At 74.5% G+C, this 26,776-nt stretch carries 21 protein-coding genes; 9 read left to right on the forward strand and 12 right to left on the reverse strand.

Going from position 1 to position 26,776, the window contains the following annotated elements:
• Positions 1-316 precede the first annotated feature (316 nt).
• From GSY65_RS04595 to GSY65_RS04610, 4 genes are all read left to right on the forward strand, one after another.
• The gene (locus GSY65_RS04595) at positions 317-1,906 is read left to right on the forward strand and encodes an alkaline phosphatase D family protein (RefSeq protein ID WP_159766079.1); all 1,590 of its coding nucleotides are present in this window, start codon (positions 317-319) and stop codon (positions 1,904-1,906) included.
• A 133-nt stretch (positions 1,907-2,039) separates the two neighbouring features.
• Complete coding sequence (locus GSY65_RS04600) at positions 2,040-3,497, forward strand: SWIM zinc finger family protein (protein WP_159766080.1); 1,458 nt, start codon at positions 2,040-2,042, stop codon at positions 3,495-3,497.
• Complete coding sequence (locus tag GSY65_RS04605) at positions 3,494-6,211, forward strand: DUF6493 family protein (RefSeq protein ID WP_159766081.1); 2,718 nt, start codon at positions 3,494-3,496, stop codon at positions 6,209-6,211. Before GSY65_RS04600 ends, GSY65_RS04605 begins: the two co-directional genes overlap by 4 nt.
• Positions 6,212-6,359: 148 nt before the next feature.
• A complete protein-coding gene (locus GSY65_RS04610) occupies positions 6,360-7,784 on the forward strand; it encodes a GNAT family N-acetyltransferase (protein WP_236579699.1) in 1,425 nt (474 codons plus the stop codon).
• A gap of 239 nt (positions 7,785-8,023) precedes the next feature.
• Here the strand turns inward: GSY65_RS04610 and GSY65_RS04615 are convergent, their stop codons facing one another.
• A complete protein-coding gene (locus tag GSY65_RS04615) occupies positions 8,024-8,698 on the reverse strand; it encodes a TetR/AcrR family transcriptional regulator (RefSeq protein ID WP_159766082.1) in 675 nt (224 codons plus the stop codon).
• A gap of 127 nt (positions 8,699-8,825) precedes the next feature.
• On the opposite strand from GSY65_RS04615, the gene GSY65_RS04620 reads away from it, so the two are divergent.
• Positions 8,826-9,854 carry an NAD(P)-dependent alcohol dehydrogenase gene (locus tag GSY65_RS04620; RefSeq protein ID WP_236579700.1) on the forward strand — a complete coding sequence of 343 codons (1,029 nt, stop codon included), beginning with the start codon at positions 8,826-8,828 and terminating at the stop codon, positions 9,852-9,854.
• A gap of 131 nt (positions 9,855-9,985) precedes the next feature.
• Here GSY65_RS04620 and GSY65_RS04625 read toward each other — a convergent pair whose 3' ends face one another.
• Positions 9,986-11,224 (reverse strand): trans-sulfuration enzyme family protein, encoded by a 1,239-nt coding sequence (locus tag GSY65_RS04625; protein WP_159766083.1) that lies wholly within the window; start codon positions 11,222-11,224, stop codon positions 9,986-9,988.
• Positions 11,225-11,284: 60 nt separating this feature from the next.
• Between GSY65_RS04625 and GSY65_RS04630 the strand changes: the two genes are divergently transcribed.
• Together GSY65_RS04630 and GSY65_RS04635 are read left to right on the forward strand one after the other, a co-directional pair.
• Positions 11,285-11,773, forward strand: a complete 489-nt coding sequence (locus tag GSY65_RS04630; RefSeq protein WP_055515086.1) for an Lrp/AsnC family transcriptional regulator — start codon at positions 11,285-11,287, stop codon at positions 11,771-11,773.
• Positions 11,774-11,967: 194 nt separating this feature from the next.
• Entirely contained in the window at positions 11,968-13,659 is a 1,692-nt protein-coding gene (locus tag GSY65_RS04635) for a DUF885 domain-containing protein (RefSeq protein WP_159766084.1), read from the forward strand.
• A 158-nt stretch (positions 13,660-13,817) separates the two neighbouring features.
• On the opposite strand, the gene GSY65_RS04640 is transcribed toward GSY65_RS04635, so the two are convergent.
• Both GSY65_RS04640 and GSY65_RS04645 read right to left on the reverse strand, forming a co-directional pair.
• Positions 13,818-14,360: an Imm21 family immunity protein gene (locus tag GSY65_RS04640; RefSeq protein WP_159766085.1), complete on the reverse strand. Its 543-nt coding sequence runs from the start codon at positions 14,358-14,360 to the stop codon at positions 13,818-13,820.
• A gap of 80 nt (positions 14,361-14,440) precedes the next feature.
• On the reverse strand, positions 14,441-14,920 hold the full coding sequence (locus GSY65_RS04645; protein ID WP_159766086.1) for a rhodanese-like domain-containing protein: 480 nt from the start codon (positions 14,918-14,920) through the stop codon (positions 14,441-14,443).
• 159 nt (positions 14,921-15,079) lie between these two features.
• On the opposite strand from GSY65_RS04645, the gene GSY65_RS04650 reads away from it, so the two are divergent.
• Positions 15,080-15,535 carry an Lrp/AsnC family transcriptional regulator gene (locus tag GSY65_RS04650; RefSeq protein WP_159766087.1) on the forward strand — a complete coding sequence of 152 codons (456 nt, stop codon included), beginning with the start codon at positions 15,080-15,082 and terminating at the stop codon, positions 15,533-15,535.
• Between the two features lie 70 nt (positions 15,536-15,605).
• Here the strand turns inward: GSY65_RS04650 and GSY65_RS04655 are convergent, their stop codons facing one another.
• The 5 genes from GSY65_RS04655 to GSY65_RS04675 all read right to left on the reverse strand — a co-directional run bounded on the left by GSY65_RS04655 (position 15,606) and on the right by GSY65_RS04675 (position 22,036).
• Positions 15,606-18,599, reverse strand: coding sequence for an AAA family ATPase (locus GSY65_RS04655; RefSeq protein WP_159766088.1), 2,994 nt, complete (start codon positions 18,597-18,599; stop codon positions 15,606-15,608).
• Positions 18,596-19,759, reverse strand: a complete 1,164-nt coding sequence (locus GSY65_RS04660) for an exonuclease SbcCD subunit D (protein ID WP_159766089.1) — start codon at positions 19,757-19,759, stop codon at positions 18,596-18,598. Before GSY65_RS04660 ends, GSY65_RS04655 begins: the two co-directional genes overlap by 4 nt.
• Positions 19,760-20,089: 330 nt before the next feature.
• The gene (locus tag GSY65_RS04665; RefSeq protein ID WP_159766090.1) at positions 20,090-20,716 is read right to left on the reverse strand and encodes a YigZ family protein; all 627 of its coding nucleotides are present in this window, start codon (positions 20,714-20,716) and stop codon (positions 20,090-20,092) included.
• 79 nt (positions 20,717-20,795) lie between these two features.
• Positions 20,796-21,341, reverse strand: a complete 546-nt coding sequence (locus tag GSY65_RS04670; protein WP_159766091.1) for a SixA phosphatase family protein — start codon at positions 21,339-21,341, stop codon at positions 20,796-20,798.
• A complete protein-coding gene (locus GSY65_RS04675; RefSeq protein WP_201452452.1) occupies positions 21,338-22,036 on the reverse strand; it encodes a hypothetical protein in 699 nt (232 codons plus the stop codon). The genes GSY65_RS04670 and GSY65_RS04675 overlap by 4 nt, the downstream gene beginning before the upstream one ends.
• Before the next feature lie 224 nt (positions 22,037-22,260).
• Here GSY65_RS04675 and GSY65_RS04680 point away from each other — a divergent pair, with 224 nt between their 5' ends.
• A complete protein-coding gene (locus GSY65_RS04680) occupies positions 22,261-22,668 on the forward strand; it encodes a CoA-binding protein (RefSeq protein WP_159766093.1) in 408 nt (135 codons plus the stop codon).
• A gap of 72 nt (positions 22,669-22,740) precedes the next feature.
• Here the strand turns inward: GSY65_RS04680 and GSY65_RS04685 are convergent, their stop codons facing one another.
• The 3 genes from GSY65_RS04685 to GSY65_RS04695 all read right to left on the reverse strand — a co-directional run bounded on the left by GSY65_RS04685 (position 22,741) and on the right by GSY65_RS04695 (position 26,332).
• Positions 22,741-23,691, reverse strand: coding sequence for a universal stress protein (locus tag GSY65_RS04685; RefSeq protein ID WP_159766094.1), 951 nt, complete (start codon positions 23,689-23,691; stop codon positions 22,741-22,743).
• Between the two features lie 197 nt (positions 23,692-23,888).
• Positions 23,889-25,439, reverse strand: a complete 1,551-nt coding sequence (locus GSY65_RS04690; protein WP_159766095.1) for a VWA domain-containing protein — start codon at positions 25,437-25,439, stop codon at positions 23,889-23,891.
• The gene (locus GSY65_RS04695) at positions 25,436-26,332 is read right to left on the reverse strand and encodes an AAA family ATPase (RefSeq protein WP_159766096.1); all 897 of its coding nucleotides are present in this window, start codon (positions 26,330-26,332) and stop codon (positions 25,436-25,438) included. Before GSY65_RS04695 ends, GSY65_RS04690 begins: the two co-directional genes overlap by 4 nt.
• Positions 26,333-26,776: the final 444 nt, after the last annotated feature.

Below are 26,776 nucleotides of genomic sequence, written 5' to 3' on the forward strand. Positions count from 1 at the left end.
GCGCGGATCGGAAAGGGGTGCCGCTGATGGCGGAGGCGGCCCGACCGGAAGGCCGCCCGTGACCCGGGCTGCCTGACCGGGCTCGGCGCGGCGCCTCCGGGAGGGCGCGACACGCCCGTCCCTGGCGCGCACGACGCACCGCCCGACCCGCGCGACGCACTCCCTCCCGGCCCGCGCGACACACCCCGCTCGGGCGTCGCGGCATGCTTCCACCGCAACCCCGGTCAGTTGTTCACTTGTCGTTTCCGCGTGCGCCTCGGCGCACCAGTACTTGTGGCACTGCGCACTGGCCGAATCCGTCCCAGGAGGCTCATTCATGTCACACCGTCCGCCGATCTCCCCGCCCGGCCGCCGCAGTGTGCTGCGCGGTTCCCTGGCCGCGTCGGCGGCCCTGGCCCTGCCCGGCTCGCTCGCGGCGGCTCCGGCGTTCGCCCTGTCGGGGCGGCCGCGGGCCGGATGGGGTGTGCAGGCCGGGGACGTGAGCGCGCACTCCGGTCTCGTGTGGGTGCGCTCGGACCGGCCGGCGCGCATGATCGTGGAGACGTCCGCGACCGAGTCGTTCCGCAACCCGCGCAGGTGGCACGGACCGCTGCTCGGCGCCGACACCGACTTCACCGGGACGACCCGGCTGCGCGGCCTGCCGGCCGGTGAGCAGATCCACTACCGGGTGCTCCTCGCCGACCCGGACGACCCGCGCCGCACCGGCGAGCCGGTGACCGGCACGTTCCGTACGACTCCGGTGAAGCGGCGCTCCGGCGTACGGTTCCTGTGGTCGGGCGACCTGGCCGGGCAGGGCTGGGGCATCAACCCGGACCGCGGCGGGTACCGCATCTTCGACGCCATGGGGCGGCTGGACCCGGACTTCTTCCTGTTCAGCGGGGACACGATCTACGCCGACGGCCCCATCGCCGCGACGGCGACGCTGCCCGGCGGCGGGACCTGGCGGAACATCACCACCGAGGAGAAGTCCAAGGTGGCGGAGACGCTGGCGGAGTTCCGCGGCAACTTCCGCTACAACCTGCTGGACGAGAACCTGAGGCGGTTCAATGCGCAGGTGCCGTCGCTCGTTCAGTGGGACGACCACGAGGTCACCAACAACTGGTACCCGGGAGAGATCCTCACCGACGCCCGCTACACGGAGAAGAGCGTGGACGTGCTCGCGTCCCGGGCTCGGCGTGCCTTCAGCGAGTACTTCCCCCTCTCCACGCTGCGGCCGGGCTCCCGCGAGGGCCGGGTGCACCGGGTGATGCGCCACGGCCCGCTCCTCGACGTGTTCGTCCTGGACATGCGCACGTACCGCGACGCCAACTCGCCCGGCACGCAGACCACCGACCCGGTGGGCATCCTCGGCGCCGAGCAGTTGCGGTGGCTGAAGCGGGAACTGTCGCACTCCCGCGCCGTGTGGAAGGTGATCGCCTCCGACATGCCGCTCGGCCTGGTCGTGCCGGACACCGGCGACGGGAAGCCGAACATCGAGGCGGTGGCCCAGGGCGACCCGGGCGCGCCGCTCGGGCGTGAGCTGCAGATCGCCGAACTGCTGCGGTTCATCAAGCACCAAAGAATCACCGGGACGGTGTGGCTGACGGCCGACGTGCACTACACCTCGGCGCAGCACTACCAGCCGTCGCGGGCCGCGTTCACCGACTTCGAGCCGTTCTGGGAGTTCGTCTCCGGGCCGCTCAACGCCGGTGCCTTCCCGGCGAACGCCCTCGACAACACGTTCGGCCCCGAGCGGGTCTTCATCAAGGCGCCGACCACGGCGAACGTGTCGCCCGCGGGCGGTTACCAGTTCTTCGGCGAGGTCGACATCGACGGCCACAGCGGGGAGTTGACGGTGCGGCTGCGCGAGCAGGACGGCACGGTGCTCTACACCAAGACGCTTCAGCCGGGGCTGGTGGGGCAGTGACCCGCACGGCCTGAAACGGGAGGTCGGCGAACCCGGCCCCCGACATGGGGCGGACGGCTCGGCAACACCGGGCCGTCCGCCGCGTTTTCGCAGGTCACCGCCCGTTGTCAGTGGTCGCTCCTACGGTTCTCCCATGACGCGATCTGTGCAGGCCGTGGCCTATACCCGACCCTCCGTGCTGGAGTCCGCGGCGGGCGGACAGCGGCTGGGGCTGGAGACCTCCCGGGGTGCGACCCCGACGGGGTACCAGGACCATCCGCGGTTCTTCACCGGCTTCCTGACCTCTCCTCAGGTGGCCGCGGCCGGCCTGTTGGCGGTCGCGGACGTGGCGGCGGCCCGCTACTACCAGCAGCAGCTGCGGGCCTCCCTGGACCCGGTGGTGACGGGCAACGGGGACCGGCTGCGCTTCGAGTCGTTCTCCGGCTGCGGCGGGGTGTACGCCCGGCTCGACGTCCTGGAGCCGGGACTCGACGGGAGCGAGGTCGGCCACGGCACGACCAACGTGGACGTCAACAACCCGCTGCGCGAGGCGCTGTCCCGCGTCGGCTCCGACGATCCGCTGCATCTGCGGGTCGGCCCGGACGAGCTGGCGGTGACCACGCTGGACGGCCCCGTGGTGGAGAAGAAGGTGCCGTTGCCCGACCGCTGGCTGCGCGGTTTCGCCGAGGCGCAGGTGGTCGCCGCCGGGTTCGATCTGCGGGCCGAGCTGCCCGCCGCGGAGGCCGTTCGGTTCCTGCGGTCGCTGCCGCGCGGCGGGGCCCGTGGCGCGTCTCGGGGCGCCCAGTGGGTCGTGCCCTCGGGCCGGGTCCTGCGCCCGACGACGCGGCCGGTGCCCGGCGCGGTCTGCCTGCCCGGCCCGGAGCGGCTGGTGGCCCTCCAGCGGGTCCTGCGCCACGCGACCGCGTTGCGCGTCTACGGCCCGCCGGCCGCCGGGGCGGCGGGCCTGGCGAGTGCGTGGGAGGTCGAGCTGCCCGGCATGCGGCTCACCCTCACGCTGTCCCCGGAGGCCGCGCGCGGTTTCTCGGGGGAGGGCGGCGTGCTGGACGCGCTCGCCACCGACGAGGCCGCCGAGGACGCGGAGCTGATCTCGGTGCTCCTCGCCTGGGAGCCCCGCATCGACGTCGGCGACCTGGCCGCGTCCTCCGGCCTCACCGCCGAGCGGGTACGGGCGGCGCTGACCCGGCTGGGGACCTCGGGCCGCGTCGGCTACGACACCGCAGAGGCCGCCTACTTCCACCGGGAACTGCCCTACGACGCCGACCGCGTCGAGCGGCACAATCCGCGGCTCCGCTCGGCCCGCGGCCTGGTGGCCGCCGGGGCCGTCACCCTGGACGGCGCGCTCGGCACGGTGACCGCCGAGGACGGCCATGTCCACCGGGTCCGCGACGACGGGGGCACACTGAGCTGTTCCTGCCTGTGGTGGGCGAAGTACCGCGGCGGCAGAGGCCCTTGCAAACACGCGCTGGCGGTGCGGATGGTCCGCCGGGGCACGGACGCCGGGACCGGCGGGACACCGTCCCCCGGGGAGCAGGGCAGCACGACGACCGACAGGGAACCGAGCGGGACGAGCATCGACGGGGGTGCGCGATGACGGCGACGACGCTGGTCAACGCGGTACGGGCGGGTAACACGGGTGACGTCGTCACCCTGGCGGACGGCATGACGGACGCCGAACGACGGGCGTGCATGCCCGAGTTGAAGGAGCTGCGCAAGAAGCTGCGGTCCGAGCCGTGGGGCTCGCCCCTCCAGCGCGCGTACCCGGCACTGCACGCGGCGGGTGCCGCCTGCCAGACGGGCGCTGCGGCGGTGGCCGACTGGATCGCGGGGTCCGACATGCGCTGGCGGCAGGCGTCGGCGTCGGTCCTGATCGACGTGCTCGGTGACCGTGAGCCGCACTGGCTCTGCGACCTGGTGCACCGGCTGGCGGAGCGCCCGCTGACCGCGCAGGTGCCGTACGAGCTGATGTCCGGCCTGGTGAGGCTCGCGGGCTGTGCCGTGCCGACGTCCGAGACCTATGTGCGGGGCTGGATGGAGCACATCGGCCGGGCGCGCTGGAAGGCGGGCACCGTCATCGGCAACCTGCGCAAGGACCCGCACCTGACGGAGCTGGTCACCGCGCTGTTCGACATCGCGGAGATCGGCGCGCGCAGCGACTGGCGGTACGGCGAGGGGCTGGACAACTGGACCTACGCCCTCACCCAGCTCGCCGGGGAGGGGATCCTCGACCGCAAGATCCTCGTCGACGGCTGTGTGTCCCGGTTGCTGCGCGGCGGCGGCTCCACGGCCGACAACAAGGTGTTCCTCGGCCTGCTGACCTCCCTCGACCTGACCCGCGGCGAGCGGTGCGAGCGGATCGCGGACTGGATGTCCCTGTGCGCGGACGCCCCCTCCGCGGTGGCCGGACACGCCCAGTCCGTGCTCGCCGACTTCGCCCTGGACGGCGAACTGGGGTCGCGCCGGCTGATCGAGATGTCCGGCGCCGTGTTCTTCCGCCCCGAGCGGCGGCTGGTCCGTTCCCAGCTGATCCTGCTCGGCAAGGTGCTCAGGCAGGACCCGTCCACCGCGGGCGCGCTGCTCCCCGTGGTCGCCCAGGCGTTCGGACACGAGGACACGGAGGTGCAGGAGCGGGCGCTGAAGCTCGTCGAGCGGCACATCGGCGACATCGCGGACGGCGACGCCGCGGACGGGGACGCCGCGCGTGAGGAGATCACCGGCGCTGCCGCCGATCTGAGCCCCGGCCTGCGGACCCGCGCCCTGGCCGTCCTCGGTGCCTCCCCCGCCGAGGCGTCCCCGGAGGTGTACGAGGAGCTGCTGCCTCCCGTCCCCCGACCGACGCGGCTCCTGCCGGCGCCGGAGACGGCCGCCGAACTCGCCGAGGAGGTCAACGCGCTGCTGGCCTCGGACGGCGACACCAGCGCCTTCGAGCGGACGCTGGACGGGCTCGTACGCCATGCGCACCGGGACCGTGCGGCACTCGTGGAGGCGCTGCGTCCGGTGGTGGCGCGGCGATGGTGGGTGCAGACGCAGCCGACGTACGTCGACCGGTACTTCCAGGAGTCGCCGCACGGCCTGGAGATCGTCCTGGCGTCGCTGTTCGAGCGGGTGCGTCTGTCGGTCCTGCACGAGGCGCGCTCGGACACGTCCGCGTCCGGAGGATGTGTGCACAGCGGCCTCGCCGGGGTCCGCGACGCCCGGCTGTGGGAGGTCGCCCACCGTGTCCGCACCGAGCCGCCGCCGTTCCTGCTGGCCACGCCGACCTGGAGCACCGGCTCGCTGGAGCCCGGGGACCTGGTGGCAAGACTCGACGCCTGTCGGCGGCTCGGGGTCCGGCCCGGTCGGGCGGACTTCGCGCAGGCCCTGCTGCGGGTGCGTCGCACCGACGCGGCCGCCTCGGAGTCCGCCGCCGTGGCCGCGCGCGAGCTGGGCACTCCGGAGGGCGACCGGCTGGCGGAGTGGCTGGCGACCGACGTGCCCGCCCAGCCCGTGCGGCGCGGCCGCACCGAGGGGCCGAGGGTCCTGGTGGAGTTCGGAGCGCTCCCGGAGCTGCAGAACGCGTCCTTCCCGCCTGAGGTCCACCGACTGGGACGCCCGTTGTCCGCGTCCGAGCACCAGGGCCGCTGGTACTGCTCCCACTGGGACGACTCCGAGTGGCGGCACTGGCTGGCGGTCGTGCCGGGGCGCCCGGAACTGGTGGCGGGACGGGTGCTGCGGGACATCTCGCAGGGAGTCGTCGAGGACACCGGGACCGGGTTCTCGTTCCTGCCGACGCTCGCCGAGGCGGAGGGCGAGACGGGCGAGGCCGTACGGCTGTGCGTGGTGTACGGACTGGGCGCCAAGCGTCCGGAGGACCGTCTCGCGGCCGTGGACGCCCTGCTGGTGCTGGCGGCCCGGGGGCAGCTCGACGTCGAGCAGGCCGGCGCCGACCTCGGGCAGCTGGCCGTGACCGGCTGTGTGAAGCCGCTGCGGATCGCCGAGGCGATACGCACGGCGGCGTCCACCGGCGCGTACGGCACGGCGTGGGCGGTCCTGCGAGCGGCCCTGCCGCACCTGCTCGCCGAACTCTGCGACGGGCAAAGCGGCAAGGAAGGCGAGACCAAGAGCCAGGTCGAGGGCGGTGGCAAGGGCCGTTCCCAGGCGACCACGCCGGTTCGGGGACTCGGGGAGCTGCTGGCCGTCGCCGCCGAATGCGTGGAGCGTTCCGGGGCGCGCGGAGAGCTGCCCCACCTCGATCTGGCGGCGGACCGGAAGGGCTCGTCCCGGCTGGTCACCGAGGCGCGGCGGCTGCGCGCGGCGCTTGCGGTCTGATCCGGCCCACCGGCTGTCCGACCTGCCACCACCCCACCGGTCTTCCAAACTGCAACAAAAGGGACGGAAGGATGCTTTTACCGGCCGGTCACAATGCGTTCGTGATCACGCAACACCCCTCCTTCACAGTGACCACATGACTGCAGACATGTCTGATGTGACGCGGGCGAGGAACGGTCGCCCGGTGCGCCACTGGCGGCGGGCCGTGGTCGGTCTCGCCGCGCTCCTCGCGGCGGCGGCCGTGGCCGACGCGGTGGCGGGCCCCGCCGTGCGGGGCCGGGCCGGTGCGGCGTCGGCGGCGGTCGCGGCGGCCGTCGTGCTCGCCGCTGTCGGGTTCCACGCCCGGTGGACACGGCGCCACGGTCACGCGCCGCCCACGAGCGATACCGGCGCCCGGCCGTCGCTCCCCGCGGAGCGGGAGGCCGGGCCGGCCGGTGCGGGCGAGGAGACGGGCGGGGCGGAGGCCGTGGCGGGGGCGACCGTGCTGTGGCGGATGCGGACGACCGTGAGGGACGAACCGGGGTCGCTCGCGGCGCTGTGCACGGCGCTGGCGGCGCACCGGGTCGACATCCTGAGCCTGCAGACGCACCCGCTGGCCGAGGGCACCGTGGACGAGTTCCTGCTGCGGGCGCCCGAGGAGTTGTCCGCCGCGGAGATCAGCCGGTCGGTGTCCGGCGCGGGCGGCAGCGCGACCTGGATCGAGCGCGGCGACGCCCATGACCTGGTGGACGCGCCGACACGGGTGCTCGGCCTGGCGACGCGTACGGCGTTGGACGCCGCGGAACTCCCCCTGGCACTGCGGCAGTTGCTCGGCCGCTGCACCATCCGCTCGCTGCCCGCCACCGCTCCCGGCTCGGGCCGGGACCAGGAGGGCGCCCCGGTCGAGGGGGCCCTGGAGGGCACGGTGATGCGGCTGCGGGCGCCCGAGGGCGGGACGGTCACGGTGGAGCGGCCGTATCTGCCGTTCACGCCCACGGAGTTCGCGCGGGCGCGGGCGCTGGTGGAACTGGACGCGCGGCTCGGGCCGCGGATCCCGCGCAGCCTGGACGTGCTGACACTGCCCGAGGGCAACGACATCACGGTGCGCCGGGCGGACGCCGGCGATCTGCGTGCGGCGAGGGCAATGCACGAGCGGTGCTCGGCGCGGACGTTGAGCATGCGGTACCACGGGCCGGTGGGCGACGCGGACCGGTACCTCAAGCATCTGCTGAGCCCTCGCTTCGGGCGGACGCTCGCCGCGCAGACCACGTCGGGGCGCCTGGTCGGACTGGGTCATCTGCTCTGGGACGGCGACGAGACGGAGATCGCGCTGCTCGTCGAGGACGCCTGGCAGCGGCGCGGTATCGGCAGCGAGTTGCTCCGCAGGCTGGTGGCCATGGCGGGCGACGCCGGCTGCGCGAACGTATACGTCGTGACGCAGTCGTCCAACACGGGGATGGTCGCGGCGATGCGGGCCCTGGGCCTGCCGCTCGACTACCAGGTCGAGGAGGGGACGCTGGTGATCACGGCCCGTCTGGAGGCCGTGCCGGCACACCGGGCCGAGGGTGCGGAGGGGCTCCGCAAGGGGCGGTGACTCCGCGCGAACGCCAGGGGACACGGAAGGCCGCCGAGGGAGGCGGAAAGCAGCGCGGGAGCCGTTGACGGGCTCCCGCGCTGTTCGCTGCCACCACCGCGCTCCTGCTTGTCACCACCGCGCTCTCGCCGTCGGCGCTGCCACCGCCGCGCTCTCGCCGTCATCGCTGTCGGCAGCGCGCTCTCGCCGTCATCGCTGTTGTCACCGTCGTCGTGGCCGTCACCGCCGCATCGGCGCCTTCACGGGCTCAGGCCCGCCGCCCGCTGGAGGCCGTCGAGGATCAGATCCAGCCCGAAGTCGAACTCGTCGCCGTAGTCGTAGCCGGGCCGCATGACGTGCTCGGTCGCGATCTCGGCCAGGTACGGGTACTCGCCGTCGCCGAAGCCGCTCATGATGGCCTCCGCCACCTCGGCGGTCCGCTCCGGGGTGTCGAAGGGCAGGGCCTTCTCCTGGAGGGCGAAGCCGTAGATGTAGCCGTCGAGGACCGACACGGCGTGCGCGGTGAGGGTGAGGGAGAAACCGGCCCGGCGCAGACAGCCGAGAACGGCGTCGTGGTGCCGCAGGGTTGCGGGTCCCGGCGTGGCCCGTGACGCCATCAGCCCGATCGACCAGCGGTGACGGGACAGCACACGGCGCATCGACGCCGCCCGCAGCCGCATCGCCTCCCTCCAGTCGTCGTCCGGGGAGGGCAGGTCGACCTCGTCGAAGACCAGGTCGACCATGCCGTCGAGCAGGTCCTCCTTGTTGGCGACGTGGTTGTACAGGGACATCGCCTCGACACCGACGGCCTCGCCGAGCTTGCGCATGCTGAGCGTCTCCAGGCCGCCGCTGTCGGCGAGCGCGACGGCGGCGCTCAGTACCCGCTGTCGGGTCAGCGTCTCGCGGGGCGGCTGCGGGGCGGTACGTCGCGTCACGGGGGACGGTCACTTCCTCTCGCGGTCTCCGGGCGTTGACGAGCTTACGGCGTAAGTGCTCTACTTACGCCGTAAGTGCTGCACTTACGGCGTAAGTCCAGCGGGACACCCGACGCGGGAGAAGACCATGCGGAGCACCAGCCAGGCAGCGCGAGCCGAGGAGACCGGGACGATGGCGGCCGTCGTGCAGGAGCGCTACGGCACCGAGCCGGAAGCCGTCCTGCGGATGGCGCGGCTCGCCCGGCCGGCGCTCGGGCCGGGGCAGGTACGGGTGCGGGTGCGCGCCTCCAGCGTGGACCGCGGCACCTGGCACCTGATGGCCGGCCTGCCCTACGCCGTCCGGCCCGTGAGCGGGCTGCGCGCGCCCAAGCTGCCCAACCCGGGCCGCAACCTCGCCGGCGTCGTCGAGGCGGTCGCCCCGGACGTGACCGGGTTCGCGCCCGGCGACGAGGTCTACGGCACGGCGGCGGCCGCGTTCGCCGAGCACGCCGTCGCCCGGCACGACAGGATCGCCCCCAAGCCGGCCGGCCTGACCTTCGAGGAGGCGGCGACGGTCCCCGTCAGCGCGCTCACCGCGCTCCAGGCGGTTCGTGACCGGGCCCGGGTCCAGCGGGGCCAGGAGGTCCTGATCACCGGGGCGTCCGGTGGTGTCGGCACCTTCGCCGTGCAGATCGCCCACGCCCTCGGGGCGCGGATCACGGCCGTCGCGAGCACGGCCAAGCTCGACGCCGTACGGGCACTGGGCGCCGACGAGGTCGTCGACCACACCCGCGAGGACTTCCTCGCCGGCGCGCGGCGGTACGACGCCGTCGTCGACATCGCGGGCAACCGCACCCTGCGGGATCTGCGCCGCGTCCTCACCCCACGCGGCCGACTGGTCATCACCGGCGGCGAGACGGCCGGCCGGTGGCTCGGCGGCACCGACCGGCAGCTCCGCGCACAGGCGCTGTCGCCGTTCACCGGACAGCACCTGGGGACGTTCATCTCCTCCGAACACGCCGACGGTCTGCGGGACCTGACCGTGCTCATCGGGGCGGGCACCCTGCGCCCCGTCGTGGACCGCGTGTACCCCCTCACGGAAGCCGCCGCAGCCGTCCGCCGCCTGCTCGACGGCGGCGTCACGGGCAAGCTGGCGCTCACCGTAGCCGGGGAGTAGCCGGACCCGGAGCCCTCGGGGCCCACGGGGCACCCGGAGCCTCCTGCGAGCCCTCCGCGCAGCCGGAGCCTCAAGCCCAGGGCCCGGTGGCCGGGGGAGCCACCCCGGCCACCGGGCCCTCGATCACCGCCTCAGCGGCCGGAGGCAGCCCCCAGGTCCGCCACAGGCCGTTCGGCGGCGACGCCCCTACCCGTGGTGGCGGTGTCGGCCGTTGCACCCAGCGCCCCGTCCAGGTCCGCCCACAGGTCGTCCACGTCCTCCAGGCCCACCGACATCCGCAGCAGCCGGTCGCTCACCCCGGCGCCCCGGCGGTCGGTCTCGTCCACGATGCGGTGGCTGATGGAAGCCGGGTGCTGGATCAGGCTGTCCACACTGCCGAGGCTGACGGCGGGGGTGATCAGCCGGACGCCCGCGATGACGTCGTGCGGGTCGCCATGAACCTCGAAGGCGATCATCGCGCCGCCGACACGGGGGTAGTGGACCCGCGCCACCCGCGGGTCGGCGTCGAGGCGCCGGACCAGTTCCGCGGCGGTCGCGGAAGCCGCCCGGACCCGGACGGGGAGGGTCGCGAGGCCACGCAGGAGGAGGTAGCCGGCGAGCGGGTGGAGGACACCGCCGGTCGCGAAGCGTATCTGCCGCAGCCGTCCGGCGAACTCCTCGTCGCAGGCCACGACCCCGGCCATGACGTCCCCGTGGCCGCCGAGGTACTTGGTGGCGCTGTGCAGGACGAGCCGGGCCCCCTGCTCGACGGGACGCTGGAGGACCGGTGTCGCGAAGGTGTTGTCCGCGAGGAGCGGGACCGAGCCACAGGAGTGGGCGAGGGCCCGCAGATCGAGTTCGGCGAGGGTCGGGTTGGCCGGGGACTCGACGAGCACCAGACCGGTGTCGGGCCGCAGCGCGTCCGCGACGCCGGCCGGGTCGACCCAGGTGACCTCGGAGCCGAGCAGCCCGGCGGTCAGGAGATGGTCGCTGCAGCCGTACAGGGGGCGTACGGCGACCACGTGGCGCAGGCCCAGGGAGGCGCGGGCGAGGAGCACCGCGCTCAGGGCGGCCATGCCGCTGGCGAAGGCGACGGCGCTCTCGGTGCCCTCCAGGCGGGCGAGGGCGGTCTCGAAACGGGCGACGGTCGGGTTGCCGAGCCGTCCGTAGATCGGAGTGCCCTCGGGTTCGGCGCCCTCGGTGGCGAAGGCGTCGATGCGGGCGGCCTCACCGCGGCTGTCGTACGAGGGGTAGGTCGTGGACAGGTCGATGGGCGCGGCGTGCAGGCCCTGGCGCGCGAGGTCGTCGCGGCCGGCGTGCACGGCCTCGGTGTCCAGCGCCCTCGGCGCGGTGCGTGCGGGGTCGTACGCGTGCGTGCTCGCTGAGTTCATGGGCGTCAGGGTGAACATCGGCCGGGCCGCGTGGGCCGGTGTCCGTGCTACGTTCGGGCAATGGCCGAGTCTGTCGTACTGGATCCGGTGGACCTCCACCTTCTGCGCCTGTTGCAGAACGACGCACGGGCGACCTACCGCGATCTCGCCGCCCAGGTGGGGGTCGCGCCGTCGACGTGTCTGGACCGGGTGACCCGGCTGCGCCGCTCCGGAGTGATCCTCGGTCATCAGCTGCGACTCGATCCGGCCAAGCTCGGGCGAGGGCTGGAGGCGCTGCTGTCCGTCCAGGTCAGGCCGCACCGACGGGAGCTGGTGGGGCCGTTCGTGGAGCGGATCCGGGCGCTGCCCGAGTCGCGGACCGTGTACCACCTCACCGGCCCGGACGACTATCTCGTGCATGTCGCCGTCGCGGACATGGCGGACCTGCAGCGGCTGGTGCTCGACGAGTTCACGTCCCAGCGCGAAGTGGCGCGCGTGGAGACCAGGTTGATCTTCCAGCAGTGGGAGTGCGGGCCGCTGCTCCCGCCGGACGCCGAACGGCCCGCCTGAACGGTACGGGCGCCGCGCGCTGAGAGTCGCAGGCCGCCGCGGGCCCGGGAGCAACGGCGCGGCGCAGTGCGGGTCGACGGCACCGCACGCCGACGGGCAGGGGCGCTGCGCCCTCAGCGGAATCCGGCCGCCGTCAGACTCAACAGCCGGTCAAGCAGCTGACGGCGACGGGGGGCCGTACCAAGATTGTCCGCATGTCTGACACCAAGAGTCCCCTGCCCCGCGAGGTCGCCGACGCGTATGTCGACGACCTGATCGCCCTCGACCCCGTGACAGGTACCTACCTCGGTGTGAAGGAGAGCTCGAGCAGGCTGCCGGACACCTCGCCCGCCGGTATGGAGGCCCGTGCGGAGCTGATCCGGACGACGCTGGCCCGGCTCGACGAGGCGGAGCGGCGACCGGGCGCGGACAGCGACATCGAACGCCGGTGCGCGCGCCTGCTGCGCGAACGCCTCACCGCCGAACTCGCCGTGCACGAGGCGGACGAACATCTGCGCGCGGTCGGGAACATGGTGACGCCGCCGCACGAGGTGCGTGAGGTCTTCACCATCACCCCGGCGGAAACCGAGGAGGACTGGGCGGCGATCGCGGAGCGGCTGCGCGCGGTGCCGGCGGCCTACGCCGGGTACCGCGAGTCGCTCGCGCTCGGGCTGGAGCGCAAGCTGTACGGGGCTCCGCGGCCGACCGCCACCTTCATCGGTCAGCTCACCGAGTGGGCGGACACGGACGGCGCGGGGCGCGGCTGGTTCGAGGAGTTCGTGTCGGAGGGCCCAAAGTCCCTGCGCGCCGAGCTGGACGAGGCGGCCCGCGGGGCGACGCGGGCCGTGGTGGAGCTGCGCGACTGGATGCGCGACGTGTACGCCCCGGCCGTCGAGGGCGCCCCGGACACGGTGGGCCGTGAGCGGTACGCCCGGCTGGCCCGCTACTTCACGGGGGCGGACCTGGACCTCGACGAGGCGTACGCGTACGGCTGGTCGGAGTTCCACCGGCTGCTCGGCGAGATGAAGCAGGAGGCGGAGAAGATCCTGCCGGGCGCCGCGACGCCGTGGGTGGCGCTGGCGCACCTGGACGAGCACGGCCGGCACATCGAGGGCGTCGACGAGGTCCGCGCGTGGCTCCAGTCCCTGATGGACGGGGCGATCGAGGCGCTCGACGGCACCCACTTCGACCTGGCGGAACCGGTGCGGAAGGTCGAGTCGTGCATCGCTCCGCCCGGTGGTGCGGCGGCCCCGTACTACTCGGCGCCGAGCGAGGACTTCTCCCGTCCGGGCCGTACCTGGCTGCCGACGATGGGGGCGACCCGCTTCCCGGTGTACGACCTGGTGTCCACCTGGTACCACGAGGGTGTCCCCGGCCATCACCTCCAGCTCGCGCAGTGGGTGTACGTCAAGGACGACCTCTCCCGCTACCAGGCCACCATCGGCGGGGTCAGCGCCAACGCCGAGGGCTGGGCGCTGTACGCGGAGCGGCTCATGGACGAGCTGGGCTTCCTCAAGGACGCGGAGGAGCGGCTCGGTTATCTGGACGCGCAGATGATGCGCGCGACCCGTGTCATCGTCGACATCGGCATGCATCTGGAGCTGGAGATCCCGGCGGACTCCCCCTTCCGCCCGGGAGAGCGCTGGACCCCCGAGCTGGCCCAGGAGTTCTTCGGCGCCCACAGCAGCCGCCCGGCGGACTTCGTGGAGAGCGAGCTGACGCGCTATCTGACCATCCCCGGGCAGGCCATCGGCTACAAGCTCGGCGAGCGGGCCTGGCTGCTCGGCCGTGAGAAGGCCCGGCAGCGCCACGGCGACGCCTTCGACGCCAAGGCCTGGCACATGGCCGCCCTCTCCCAGGGCTCCCTGGGCCTGGACGACCTGGTGGACGAGCTCTCCCAGCTGTGACACGAGCGCGCCGGGCCCACCCGACCGCACCACCGGGCCCGGCCGCCGAACCCATGGCTGCCCCGGCTGCCGAACCCGTTCGCCGCCCTCGACGCCCGCCCCTCGGCGCTCGACCCCCGCCCCTCGGCCCTCGACGCCCGACCGCCGACCGGCCCGGATCAGGCCGCAGGTGCTCCGACCCGCACCAGGCGGAGCCCCGCCCACGGCCCCGTCGGCACGTACGCGGCGCTGACCCCGTACCGTCCGGGCGTCAGCTCCACCCGCACATGGCCGGTCGCGGTGGCGGCGTGCCCGGGGCGGGCCGCGTCGAACAGGACCAGCGGTCCCGGTACGCGCCACTCCAGCGCGGGCGCCCACACGGCGTCGTCGAGGACGGCGGGCACCTCGGCGAGGAGCCGGCCGTCGGGGTCGGACGGGTCCTCGGGGCCGGCCGGGTGCCGGCGGACGAAGAGGCCGTGCTCGGGGAGGTACGCGGTGGCGGCGGGTTCGTCGCCCAGGACCAGGGCGCGGGTGTCGCCGACGGGCAGCAGCCCGGCGTGGCCGGCGACGTCGCAGGCACGGTCGTAGTCGGAGGAGGTCTCGTCGCCGTCGGCGCCCGCCCAGAACGACAGGACCGCCTCCGGCACGGCTATGAGCGGTCCGCCGGCCGACTCCACCCACCGCACCACACCTGGAACCACCGGATCCGCACAACGAGCCATGCCCAGAAACTACACGGCCACGATTCCCGTCAACTCACCGGTTCCACAAGGTTCTTGACAGTATGTCAGCAATGGTGTGGTCAGCAGCCGCAGTCCTCCGCGTCCACCGGCACGGTCAGCGGGTCAGCCGCACGCCGCCCGGTGCCCTCCCAGGTCTCGTACGCGAAGCCCTCGCGGGCCCAGTACTCGAAGCCACCGAGCATCTCCTTCACCTGGAAGCCGAGTTCGGCGAGGGCGAGGGCGGCACGGGTGGCGCCGTTGCAGCCGGGGCCCCAGCAGTACGTGACGACCGGGACGGACGTGTCGAGGAGCTGCTCGGCCTGCTCGGGAATGAGGGCGGTGGGCAGGTGGACCGCGCCGGGGATGTGGCCCTGGTCCCAGGAGGCGGTGGAACGGGAGTCGAGGACGACGAAGCCGGGGTCGCCGTCGGCGGCGAGGGCGGCGGCCACGTCCGAGACGTCGGCGTGGAAGGCGAGGGCCGCCCGGAAGTAGGCGGAGGCCTCGGCCGGGGCGGCGGGGGCGACCCGCAGGACGGGGTTCACGGCGGTCGTGGTGGTCATCTCGGGGCCTCTCTCTGCCCGGCGCCGGGGCCGGCTCCTCGACGGGGCCGGCGTCCGGCCCCACTGCCGGGAAATCTACGGCCGATGCCCCCCACCCTGAAGGGGCGTTCCACGGCCCAGACCTTGCCCGGCCGGGGATTCCCCTGCTATTCCTCGCTCATGACCGTGAATTCCCCGTACGTGCCGGACGCCACCGACTGGCGCATCCTCGAAGTCCTCCAGCGGGACGGGCGGGCCAGCTTCGCCGATCTGGCGCGCGCCGTGTCGATGTCGGCGAGCGCCGTCACCGAACGGGTGCGGCGGCTGGAGGAGGCGGGCGTCATCCAGGGGTACGCGGCCGTGGTCGAACCGGAGCGGCTGGGCCTGCCGATCCTGGCGTTCGTCCGCCTCCGCTACCCCCACGGCAACTACAAACCGTTCCACGACCTGGTGGCCGTCACCCCCGAGATCCTGGAGGCGCACCACGTCACGGGCGACGACTGCTTCGTGATCAAGGTCGCCGCCCGCTCGATGCGTCATCTGGAGGAGGTGTCGGGCAGACTCGGTTCGCTGGGCTCCGTCACGACCAGCGTCGTGTACTCCTCCCCCCTCCCCCGGCGCCCGCTCGGCCGCTGACGCCACCACGCCACCGGGACGCGTCACCGGGCCCCCGGCGGGCGGCCCGCCACCCGGCCAGACCGTGCCGTCAGGCCGTCGTGCGCTGCCGTACGACCGACCCCGACCGTTCCTTCACGACCTCCAGCTGTGCGTGGATCCGCCGTCTCAGGTCCCCGACGTGGCTGACGATGCCGACGCTGCGGTCCCGCTCGCGGAGCGCGTCGAGGACGTCGAGGACCTCGTCGAGGGTCTGGTCGTCGAGGCTGCCGAACCCCTCGTCGACGAAGAGGGTGTCGAGGCGTACGCCGCCGGCCTCGTCGGTGACGACGTCGGCGAGGCCCAGCGCGAGCGCGAGGGACGCGAAGAACGTCTCGCCGCCGGAGAGCGTGGCCGTGTCCCGTTCCCGGCCGGTCCACGCGTCGACGACGTGCAGTCCGAGTCCGCTGCGCCCGCGCCCGGACCGGTCGTCGGAGTGGACGAGGGTGTAGCGGCCGGAGGACATCCGCTGGAGCCGTACGGTCGCGGCGGCGGCGACCTGTTCGAGACGGGCGGCCAGGACGTACGCCTCCAGGCGCATCTTGCGCTCGTTGTCCGCGGCGGTTCCGGCGGCGAGTCCCGCCATGCGGGCGACGCGGTCGTACTCCTCCCGCAGCGGTGCCAGCCGCCGCACGGAGGCGGCGGCCCGCGCGGACAGCCGGTCGAGTGCGGCGCTGCGCCGCTCGGCCTCGTCCCACGCGGACACGGCCCGCTGGAGGCGCAGGGCGGCGGCCTCGGCGGCCCGCTCGGCGGCGGCGACATCGGCGGACGGCCGCTGGGCCGCTGCGGCCGTCCCGGGCTCGGCGAGCACGGCGCGCACCGCCGCCTCCTCCGTCTGCCAGGCGTCGAGGCGCCGTTGCAGGTCCCGGTGGGCCGCGGCGTCGAGGAGCGCCGCGGCGGCCTGTCGCGGTGTGTCGAACCCGGCGCGGAAGGCGGCGTCGGCGAGGCGTGCGTCGGCGTCCTTGAGCCGCTGCGCGGTGTCGTCGGCGGCGCGCACGGCCTCGGCGGCCTCGGCGAGCCGGGCGGCCCGCAGCTCCAGTTGCCCGGCCCGCTCGGCCACGCTCCGGGCCTCGCCCCTGGCCTGCGTCAACTCCTCCTCCAGGGCGGCCCGTTCCCGTTCCAGGGCGTCCCGTCGGGTGTTGCGGGTGGCGGCCCGGACCGCCGCCTCCTGCCGTGCGGCGGCCCGCCGGTCGCGCTCCCGTTCGGCGTGCAGCAGCGCCTCCTGCGCGGGATGCAGGTCCGAGGCGCCGCGCCGGGCCCGGGCGTAGTCCCGCTCGACCTCCTCGGCGAGCGCGGCGAGTCGGTCGGTCGGTGTGTCCCCGGCCTCCGCGCTCGCGGCGGCCAGCGCCCGCCGCAGGTCCTGAAGGCGCCGTTCGGCGTCGGCGCGTTCCTCGTCGGCCCGCTGGAACGCGGCGAGCGCCGCCTCCTCCGTCTCGCGGTCGACGTGCCCGGCGTCCTTGCGGGCGGGCGCGGGGTGTTCGGTGCCGCCGCAGACGGCGCACGGCCGGCCGTCGACCAGCTCGGCGGCCAGCTCGGCGGCGATGCCGTCCAGGCGCTGTTCCTTGAGGTCCAGCCAGTGGGTGCGCGCCTCACCGGCACGCTCGGCGAGCCGGAGCGCGTCGGTCCGGGCCTCGTCGGCGTCCCGTTCGAGCCGGTCACGCTCGCGGGCGGCGCGCAACCGCCTCTCGGCGGGCTCGCGCTGGACGGCGAGCTGCTCGGCCCGGGTGGCGGCCTCCTGAGCGGCCTCGACGCGGGCCTGCAGCCCGGCCCGCGTGGTGTCCCAGTCGGCCAGCCAGCCCTCGGCGTCCTGGAGGACGTCGTCGTCGGCGCGTTCCTCGCCGTCGAGTTCGGCGCGCTCGGCGAGGAGGTCGGCCAGCTTCCGTTCGGCGCGGCGGGCAGCCGCCAGGCCGCCCAGTTCCTCCGAGGCATTCCGGGCGGCGGCCGCGAGCCCGGCCGCGCCGGCGTCGGCGTGCTCCGCGGGCAGGGCGGCACGCGTGCGGGCCTCGTCCTCGGCGGCCCGCCGGTGCGCGGCCTCGGCCTCGTCCCGCAGGGCGAGCGCCGGTTCCACGGCCTCGGCCTTGCGGCCGCGTTCCATGCGGTCGCGGTCCGCCCGGTGGGCGTCGGCCCGTTCCTCCAGCTTCCGGGCCCGCTCCCGCGCCTCGGCGAACCGCCGCTGCAGCCGCGCCACTTCCCGTACGTCGTCGAGGTCGCGCTCGGCGGCGGCGTGCGCGGACTCCGCGGCGGCCCGCGCGCAGTGGGCGACGGTGAGCTGTTCCCGTGCGGTGCTGCGGGCGATCGCGGCCCAGCCGAGGACGGCTTCGGCGAGTCCCGGATCGCCCGGCGCGAGCTGGGGCGGGGCGAGGTCGCCGCCGGCGGCCTGCTGCATGCGGTGCGCGTCGGCGAGCAGGTCGGCGTCGCCGTCGCGGACCTGTGCCTCGGTGGCGCGGCGCCGGTCGGCGAGGCGCTTCTCGACGGCGGCGAACCGCTGGGTGTCGAACAGCCGGCCGAGCAGTCGGCCGCGGGCCTCGGCGTCGGCCCGCAGGAACCGGGCGAAGTCGCCCTGCGGCAACAGCACCACCTGGCAGAACTGCTCCCGGCTCATCCCGAGGACCTGGGTGATCTCCTCGCCGATCTCCTGGTGCGACCGGCTGAGGTCCTTCCAGGCACCCGCGACGGCGTCGTACTCCCGCAGCAGGCTCTGTGCCTTGTCGAGCGTCGTACCGGTGCCGCGCTTCTTGGGCCGCTCCCAGGGCGGCTGGCGGGTGAGTTCCAGGCGGCGGCCGGCGACGGTCAGTTCGAGGCGGACCTCGGTGCGCGTCGCGGGGTCCGCGTGGTCGCTGCGCAGGGTCATGCCCTGGCCGCTCTGGCGGGCGCCGGGCACGGAACCGTACAGGGCATAGCAGACGGCGTCGAGGACGGACGTCTTGCCGGCGCCGGTCGGGCCGTGCAGCAGGAAGAGGCCGGCGGCCGACAGGTCGTCGAAGTCGACGGACTGGGTGCCGCCGAAAGGGCCGAAGGCCGTGATGTCGAGCCGGTGCAGTCTCATCGGGCGGTCTCCCGGAGGGTCTCGTCGGCCCGTACGGCGTCGAAGGCGTCGCGGAGCACGGCCTGTTCGTGGGGGTCGGGGCCGGTGCCGCGCACATGGGCCACGAAGTCCTCCGCGATCTGCTGGTCGTCGCGGCCCGCGAGGCGCCGGGCGTAGGAGACGTCCGGGTCGTCGGGGGCGCGTTCCGGGTCGAAGACGAGGCTGAGGGTGTGCGGGAAGCGCGCGCAGAGCCGGGCCATGGGCTCGGCCGGCCGCACCGGGTCGGTGAGGGTGGCCTCGACCCAGGCGTCCTCGTGCCGGGCGAGGCCGGGGTCGTCGAGGAGTTCGTCCAACCGGCCGCGGACGCGGGCGAGTCGGCGCGGCACGGGGCAGTCGACGCGCTCGGCGGCGATCGAGCCGTCGGCGCCGAGGTCGACCAGCCACATGGTCTTGCGGTGGTCGGCCTCCGAGAAGGAGTACGGCAGCGGGGAGCCCGAGTAGCGAACGCGTTCGGTGAGGGTCTGGCTGCCGTGCAGATGCCCCAGGGCGACGTAGTCGACGCCGTCGAACACCCCGGCGGGCACGGACGAGACGCCGCCGACGGAGATGTCCCGCTCGCTGTCGCTGGGCGCGCCGCCGGTGACGAAGGCGTGGGCGAGGACGACGGACCGGGTGCCCGGCGCGCGGGTCGCCAGGTCGGAGCGGACGCGGTCCATGGCGGCGGCCAGGACCGCCTCGTGGCCCGGCCTGTCCACCGCGAACTCGTCCTTGACCAGGGCGGGTTCGAGATACGGCAGCCCGTAGAAGGCGACGTCGCCGTGGGCGTCGGCCAGCACCACGGGGACTCCGGCCGCGGAGGCGTCGGTGCGCAGGTGGATGCCCGCGCGGTCCAGGAGCCCGGCGCCGACGCCGAGCCGGCGTGCCGAGTCGTGGTTACCGGAGATCATCACCGTCGGCACGCCCAGCTCGGCGAGGCGGTGCAATGCGTCGTCGTACAGCTCGACGGCGGCCAGGGGCGGCACCGCCCGGTCGTACACGTCCCCGGACACGAGCACCACGTCCACGTCGCGCTCCCGCACGGTCGTGACGAGGTGGTCGATGAACCCGGCCTGCGCCCCGAGCATGCTCACCCGGTGGAACGCCCGACCGAGATGCCAGTCGGAGGTGTGCAGAATCCTCAAGACGCCACTCCGACCCGCATGTTTCCCCTCATCCCTCCCCGGACCCGCCCGGCCCCTCGGCAGCCGGCCGTGCCGCGCCGACGCACCGACCACGCTAATGCCTGCCGGCACCTGGTCTCGCACGGTCCGGCACAGTCACCGGTCCACGGAGACGCGCGGCGTCCGCGAAGAAAACTGTCGAACCGACGGAAAAAGGAGCAATTCGCAGCAATTCTCTCTGCGGCCACCGGTGACTGGTGACCGGTCACCGGTCGGCCGGCCGCCGCCCCGGACGTCAGTCAGGCGAGGGGTCAGGTCCACCAGCGGCGTCACCACGTCACATCCTCACTGTCAGGCGTCGCCGTACGCCTCCCCGCCGAGTGCGAAGCCGGCCGTGCCCGCCGTGGTGTCGGCGAGCCACGCGCGGAACGCGGGCACCTCGGCGTCGGGGAGCCCGATCTCGATGGTGACGGCCTCCCCGTAGCGGACGTCGCGGACCTCGCGGCCGGTGGCCCGCAGGTCGTTCTGCACCTTGCCCGCGCGCTGGTGGTCGACGGTGACCGTCGCGAGGCGGAAACGACGGCGGGTGAGGGTGCCGAGCGCGTCCAGTGCCTCCCCCACGGCGCCGCCGTACGCCCTGATGAGGCCGCCCGCGCCCAGTTTGACGCCGCCGTAGTACCGGGTGACGACGGCGACGACGTAGCGCATGTCACGCCGCATCAGCATCTGCAGCATGGGCACGCCCGCGGTGCCGCCCGGTTCGCCGTCGTCACTCGCCTTCTGCACGGCGGCGTCGGCGCCGATGACGTACGCGTAGCAGTTGTGCGTGGCGTCGGCGTGCTCCTTGCGGACGGCCGCGACGAACTCCTGGGCCTCCCGCTCGGTGGCGGCCGGGGCGATCGCGCACAGGAAGCGTGAGCGGTTGACCTCGGTCTCGTGCACGCCGGCGCGGGCGACGGTGCGGTACTCGTCCTGCATCGGGCCAGCCTATGCGCAGCCCGGTACGGGTCCGCGCCGGGCGTGCGCGCCGGCGGTCGCGGCCGGGCCGGGGCCGCCGTCAGTGCTTCTTCTCGCCGCGCGCCACGATCAGGTCCGTCAGGAGCGCCGTGCCCGGGGTCAGGGCGGACCAGGTGTCGCCGTGCCAGGCGAGGACGGCGACGGCGGAGGTCGGGAACTTGGCGCGGACGGTGTCGAGGGCGTCGTCCAGGGCGTCGCCGGCCAGGTCCAGCACCAGTTCCTCCAGGCCCGGGTTGTGCCCCACCAGCAGCAGGGTCCGGACCCCCTCGGGGACCTCGTGCACGACGTCCAGCAGCTCCGCCGCGTCGGCGGCGTACACACGCGGATCGAGTCGTACGGGCGGCGGTGTCCCCCACTGGGCGGCGATCGCCTCCCAGGTCTGGGTGGCCCGGACGGCCGTGGAGCACAGGGCGAGGTCGGGCAGGCAGTCCGCCTCGGCGAGGGCCCGCCCGGCGGCGGGGGCGTCACGGCGGCCGCGGGCGGCCAGGGGGCGCTCGTGGTCGGGCACACCCACCGGCCAGGCCGACTTGGCGTGCCGCAGGACGACGAGTCGGCGCAGAGGGCCCGCTCCCCGCCGCCCGTTCACGCCGGTGCTCCGATCTGGCGGGTCAGCTCCAGCCCGAGGAGCCGGTCCGCGTAGGCGAACGTCTCGAACCGTGCCCCGTCCGGCAGGTCGTCGGCCCCTTCCACGGCCCGCAGGACCGCGAGCACGGCGGGCACGTCCAGGTCGTCCTCCCAGGCGGTGCGCAGGGCCTGCCGGGCGTCCTCCGGGATCGGCCTGGAGGGGCGGGTGGCCCAGCCGGCCACCGCCGCGCGCCACGCGCCGAGGGTCTCGTCCGCCTCGGCCAGGGCGGGAGCGTCGAGGGCGACGGGGGTGCGGCGGGGCAGGCGGAGCAGGGCGAGCCGCAGGGTGGTGCCGGACGCGGCCGGCGCCTCGGGCCCGGTGACCGGGGCGACCTCGACGCCGACGCCGTCGCCGGCCGGCTCTCCGGTGCCGGCCACCCGCAGCACCTGCCGTCCGGCGCCCGCCGCGCCGCCCGCCCCGGCGGCCTCCGTCGGCCGGATGCCCAGATCGTCGGCGCGAGCGCGCAGCGCGGTGGGCGGGTCGGCGACCAGCAGCGCGGGGACACCGTCCAGGTCCAGGGCGCGCGCGAGGACATCGGCGACCAGCAGCACACGCAGCGCCGACGCGTCGTCGCCCGGCACGTGGACGTGGACCCTGGTGAGCGCTCTGCGGACGTCGACGGGCTCGCCGGTCCGGGCGTCGGTGATACGCAGCACGAGGTGAGCGTAGGCGCGTGTGCGGCGGAACGCAGTACGCACCACGACATTCCGTGCGGCGGACCGGCGCGACCACGCGGCCCGCCGCCCGGCCCCACCGGGTGGCCCGACCGGGTGGCCCGGCGGAACCGCTGTGGAGGGCGCGGGAATCAGCGGGCCCACCGCGCTGTTGGCGCAGGCAGCCCGCACCGGGCGCTCCCGTACGGACGAAGAGGAGACAGGACATGGACGGCGACGCCGCCACGATCCGCAAGATCCTGACGGAACTCGGCGACACCTGGGCCGTCGTGGGCCTGTCCACCAACCGCGGCCGCGCCGCGTACGGTGTCGCCGAGGTCCTCCGGCGCTACGGCAAGCGGGTCGTCCCGGTCCACCCGAAGGCCGAGACGGTCCACGGCGAGCAGGGGTACGCCTCGCTCGCGGACATCCCTTTCCCGGTGGACGTCGTCGATGTCTTCGTCAACAGCGACCTCGCCGGTCCGGTGGCTGACGAGGCCGTACGGATCGGCGCCCGCGCCGTCTGGTTCCAGCTGGGCGTCGTCGACGAGGCCGCCTACGACCGCACCCGTGCCGCCGGGCTCGACATGGTCATGGACCGGTGCCCGGCGATCGAGATTCCCCGGCTGGGCTGACCGTCGACGCGGCGGCGCGGGTGCCGGTCGGCGGTTCCGGAGCCGGTCGGCGGCTCTGGAGCCGGTCGGCGCTCAGCGGTGGGCGACGACCGCCACCGGGGCTGCCGCGTGGTGCAGCACCGTGTGGGTGACGGGCCCGAGATGGGCGCCGAACGGGGAGTGACGCACCCGGCGGCCGACGACGACCAGCGACGCCTCCCGCGACGCCTCGACGAGGTGGTCCGCCGCCTTGCCCGGAGATGACTCCTCGACGACCTCGACGGCCGGGAACTCCCGCCGCAAGGGGTGCGGTGTGCCGGGCGGACCGAGGACGTCCCCGAGGTCGGGCGCCGTGTCCGGCGGACCGCCCGTATGGGGACCACCCGCGTGCGGGCCGTGCCCCGGCGGCGGGGGGCCCGGGTCGTGGACGACCCGCAGCGTGGTGTCCCGCAGGGCGGCGGCCTCGAAGGCGAACCGGAGGAGCGTCTCGTCCGGGTGCGCGGCGTCCAGACCGACGACGACAGGCCGGAACGGCGCCTCGGCGGACACGGCACCGGACGGATCCGGCACGTGCTCGTCGGCGGCCGACTCGCCGGCCCGGACGAGGACGACGGGACGCTCGGCGTGCGCGGCGACGTGCAGTCCGACGGAGCCGACGAGGAAGCCGGCGACACCGCTCCGCCCGTGCCAGCCGAGGACCAGCAGTTCGGCGTCCACGGCCGCCTTCAGCAGTTCCTCCGTCGCCCGGCCCGTCAGCTGTTCCAGGGACACGTCGACGGCCTGATGGCGCCGCCGGACGTCGTCGGCGGCGTCACGCAGGATCCGCCGCGCCCCGGGCCCCACGGACGTCTCCCCATGCTGGGCCCAGCCCGGCTGGGTCGACGAGCCCAGCATGGGGGACCGTCCCATCGGCGCGGGCACCGGTTCCCACACGTTGACCAGGAGCAGGGGCAGGGCACGGAGGCGGGCCTCACGGGCCGCCCACTCGACGGCGGCACGGCTCTCGGGGGAGCCTTCGAAGCCCACGGTGACGGTGCGGGGCATGGGCGCACCTCCTGACGTCGAGAGTCTGTCTCAAGGATCGCGGCTGGGCGGCGCACACGCAGCGGCGGGGCGGTCCGGGCGCGCGGGGAACGGCGCATGCCGGGTGGTGCCGGGGCACCTGAGGAACCCGGCCCCGGCTGTCGCTCGGGCAGGGCGAGACGCCGGCGCAGGCGCGGCCCCGGGGCATCCGCGCCGCGTCACACCGGCAGCAACCGGGTCACCAGTTCCGCGAGGCGCCGCGCGTTGCGGCAGGAGTGCATCTCGACGACCTCGGCGTAGACGAGCGCGGCGGAGTCGCCCGTGGACCACAGCTCGGGTGACTCGGGGTTGAGCCAGTGGACGCGGCGGGCGCGGGCGGCGACGCGGCGCAGGGCGGCCGCGTTGGGGTCGAACCCGTTGGTGCGGGCGTCACCGAGGACGATCACCGAGGTGCGCGGCCCCACGGCGTCGATGTGGTGCTCGGCGAACTCCCCGAGCGCGGTCCCGTAGTCGCTGCTGCCGTGCCAGCCGCTGATGGTCGCCTCCTCGGCGATCCGGCGGCCGAGTTCCGCCGGGTCGGCCTCACCGGTGGTGACGAGGTGCGTGACCTCGTCGACCTTGTTGACGAAGGCGAAGACCCGCACCTTGCTGAACTGGTCCCGCATCGCCTGCACCAACAGCATCGTGAAGTTCGCGAACCCCGCGACGGAACCGGACACGTCGCACAGCAGCACGATCTCCGGGCGGGCGGGCCGGTGGCGCCGGTAGGCCGGGCGCAGCGGTACTCCCCCGGTGGACAGCGAGCGGCGCAGAGTGCGCCGGATGTCGATCCGACCCCGCGCCGCCCGGCGCCGCCGGGCGGCGAGGCGGGTCGCCAGTCTGCGGGCCAACGGCTGGACCGTGCGGCGGAGTTCGACGAGCTGTTCGCGGTTCGCGACGAGGAAGTCGACCTGTTCGGCGCTGCGGGCGATGCCCCGCTGGGCGATCAACGCCGCGCCCCGCCGTTCGGCGACCCGTCGCCGGGCCTCGGTACGCACCCGTTCGCGGAAGTCCTCGATACGGCGCCGGATCTCGTCCGCGTCCAGCCGGTCGGTGAACCCGCCGGATCCGGAACCGCCCGAGCCCGCTCCCGCCGCGCCCGTACCGGCGCCGTTCCCCGGCCCGAAGCCGGAACCACCGCCGCCTCCGCCGCCTCCGCCGGCCCGCTGCGCCGCGAGGATGCCCGCGAGCAGCGTCTGGGGCCGCAGCCGGTCCAGCGTCTGGTGGGCCGACCAGCCGTCCGACTCGGACGACGTGCCGTACCGGCCGAGCAGTTCGACCGCCTCACCGGCGAGCCGGTTGAGGGCGGCGACGTCACCGGCGGCGAGCGCGGCGGCGATCCGCGCGCGCAACTCGTCCCGGTCCGCGGCCGGTGCCTCCCACGCTCCCGTCAACTCGCCCACACCGAGCGGGAAGTACAGCTCGAAGGCCGCGTCGAACACGGCCCGCTGGCGGTCGGCGCGCAGCAGTGCCGCCGCCAGGCCCGCGCGGATCCGCTCCCGGTCGGCGAGGCCGAGCACCTCCAGCACGGCCGCCGCGTCCACGGTCTCGCCGGGCCCGATCCGGATACCGTGACCGCGCAACGTCCGCACGAACCCCGTGAGCCGCTCGGTGAGCGGCGCCCCGGAGGAGACGGCGCCCGAGGAGGCCGTACCGGCGGAGGCCGCGGAGGGCACCGTGCCCGGTGAGGCCGCTCCCGTGGATGCCGCGGCGCCGTCCGCGGCGGTCATACCAGGGTCAGCTTCCGTGTGGCCTTCTCGATGTCGTCCCGGTGCTTGAGGATCACGCCGAGGCTGTCCCGGACGACGGTCTCGTCCAGGGTGTCGGCGCCGAGGGCCAGCAGGGTGCGGGCCCAGTCGATCGTCTCGGCCACGGAGGGCGCCTTGCGCAGGTCCATCTCCCGCAGCGCGCCGACGACGCGGACGAGTGAGTCGGCGAGCACGGCGTCGAGGCCGGGCACCTTCAGCCGTACGATCCGCTGCTCCAACTCGGCGTCGGGGAAGTCCAGGTGGAGGAAGAGACAGCGGCGGCGGAGGGCCTCGGAGAGCTCGCGGGTGGCGTTCGAGGTGAGGACCGTGAACGGGCGCCGGGTGGCGGCGATGGTGCCCAGTTCGGGGACGGTGACCTGGAAGTCGCCGAGCACTTCGAGGAGCAGCCCCTCGACCTCGACGTCCGCCTTGTCGGTCTCGTCGATGAGGAGCACGGTCGGCTCGTCGCCCCGGATCGCCGTCAGGAGGGGCCGGGTGAGCAGGAACTCGTCGCTGAAGATGTCGTTGCGGGTGTCGTCCCATGCCTCGTCGCGTCCGGCGCTGATGCGCAGCAACTGCTTGGCGTGGTTCCACTCGTACAGGGCGCGGGACTCGTCGATGCCCTCGTAGCACTGGAGCCGGACCAGGCGGGCGGCGCCGACGCGGGCGACGGCCTTGGCCAGCTCGGTCTTGCCGACGCCCGCGGGTCCCTCCACGAGCAGCGGCTTGCCCAGCCGGTCGGCCAGGAAGACCGTGGTGGCGACGGCCGTGGAGGCCAGGTAGCCCGCTTCGGCGAGCTGGGCGAGGACGTCGTCCACGGAGGAGAAGAACCCCGTCCCCGTGTCCTCGGACCGGGACCCGTTCGCGTCGGCCATCTGCCACTCCCCCTCACCCGTACGCGGTGCCGCCGACCGGCACCGCCCTCAAGCTACCAAGCGGTCGCTTTGCCTGCACAGGGGTGGGGGAACCCTGCCGACGGAGGGACGTGCGAGGCCACGTCGGCGACCGGCAGCCGGAGCACACGCGCCCCCGCCACCCGCCACCCGCCACCCGCCACCCGCCACCCGCCGTCAGGCTGCCGGGACGAACCGCCCCACGAGGTCCCCCCACCCGCGGAACGAAGTCGATCGGATCGTCGAGGGGGTCGGCTCCCGGGGGTCCGACCAGGGGCGGCAGCGGCTCGTTCACGAAAGGAACGTAACGCTGGTCACAGAGAAGTGGACCGCGGTCCGCAGATGTGCTACAAAGTTCAACGGACCCCGGTCCGTTTAAACCGCGGATCCACCCGCCTTCAGCCTCCCCCCTTGCTAGGAGTCACC

The organism is Streptomyces sp. HM190 (genome assembly GCF_009857135.1).
In the GTDB taxonomy this organism is placed as follows: Bacteria; Actinomycetota; Actinomycetes; order Streptomycetales; family Streptomycetaceae; genus Streptomyces; species Streptomyces heilongjiangensis.

Excerpts from the sequence above, each read along its gene's own strand:
- GSY65_RS04655 (WP_159766088.1), bottom strand. The coding sequence starts at position 18,599 with ATGAGACTGCACCGGCTCGACATCACGGCCTTCGGCCCTTTCGGCGGC.
- GSY65_RS04595 (WP_159766079.1), top strand. The coding sequence starts at position 317 with ATGTCACACCGTCCGCCGATCTCCCCGCCCGGCCGCCGCAGTGTGCTG.
- GSY65_RS04610 (WP_236579699.1), top strand. The coding sequence starts at position 6,360 with ATGTCTGATGTGACGCGGGCGAGGAACGGTCGCCCGGTGCGCCACTGG.
- GSY65_RS04685 (WP_159766094.1), bottom strand. The coding sequence starts at position 23,691 with ATGCCCCGCACCGTCACCGTGGGCTTCGAAGGCTCCCCCGAGAGCCGT.
- GSY65_RS04665 (WP_159766090.1), bottom strand. The coding sequence starts at position 20,716 with ATGCAGGACGAGTACCGCACCGTCGCCCGCGCCGGCGTGCACGAGACC.
- GSY65_RS04620 (WP_236579700.1), top strand. The coding sequence starts at position 8,826 with ATGCGGAGCACCAGCCAGGCAGCGCGAGCCGAGGAGACCGGGACGATG.
- GSY65_RS04630 (WP_055515086.1), top strand. The coding sequence starts at position 11,285 with ATGGCCGAGTCTGTCGTACTGGATCCGGTGGACCTCCACCTTCTGCGC.
- GSY65_RS04645 (WP_159766086.1), bottom strand. The coding sequence starts at position 14,920 with ATGACCACCACGACCGCCGTGAACCCCGTCCTGCGGGTCGCCCCCGCC.
- GSY65_RS04690 (WP_159766095.1), bottom strand. The coding sequence starts at position 25,439 with ATGACCGCCGCGGACGGCGCCGCGGCATCCACGGGAGCGGCCTCACCG.
- GSY65_RS04650 (WP_159766087.1), top strand. The coding sequence starts at position 15,080 with ATGACCGTGAATTCCCCGTACGTGCCGGACGCCACCGACTGGCGCATC.
- GSY65_RS04635 (WP_159766084.1), top strand. The coding sequence starts at position 11,968 with ATGTCTGACACCAAGAGTCCCCTGCCCCGCGAGGTCGCCGACGCGTAT.
- GSY65_RS04605 (WP_159766081.1), top strand. The coding sequence starts at position 3,494 with ATGACGGCGACGACGCTGGTCAACGCGGTACGGGCGGGTAACACGGGT.
- GSY65_RS04680 (WP_159766093.1), top strand. The coding sequence starts at position 22,261 with ATGGACGGCGACGCCGCCACGATCCGCAAGATCCTGACGGAACTCGGC.
- GSY65_RS04600 (WP_159766080.1), top strand. The coding sequence starts at position 2,040 with ATGACGCGATCTGTGCAGGCCGTGGCCTATACCCGACCCTCCGTGCTG.
- GSY65_RS04695 (WP_159766096.1), bottom strand. The coding sequence starts at position 26,332 with ATGGCCGACGCGAACGGGTCCCGGTCCGAGGACACGGGGACGGGGTTC.
- GSY65_RS04625 (WP_159766083.1), bottom strand. The coding sequence starts at position 11,224 with ATGAACTCAGCGAGCACGCACGCGTACGACCCCGCACGCACCGCGCCG.
- GSY65_RS04640 (WP_159766085.1), bottom strand. The coding sequence starts at position 14,360 with ATGGCTCGTTGTGCGGATCCGGTGGTTCCAGGTGTGGTGCGGTGGGTG.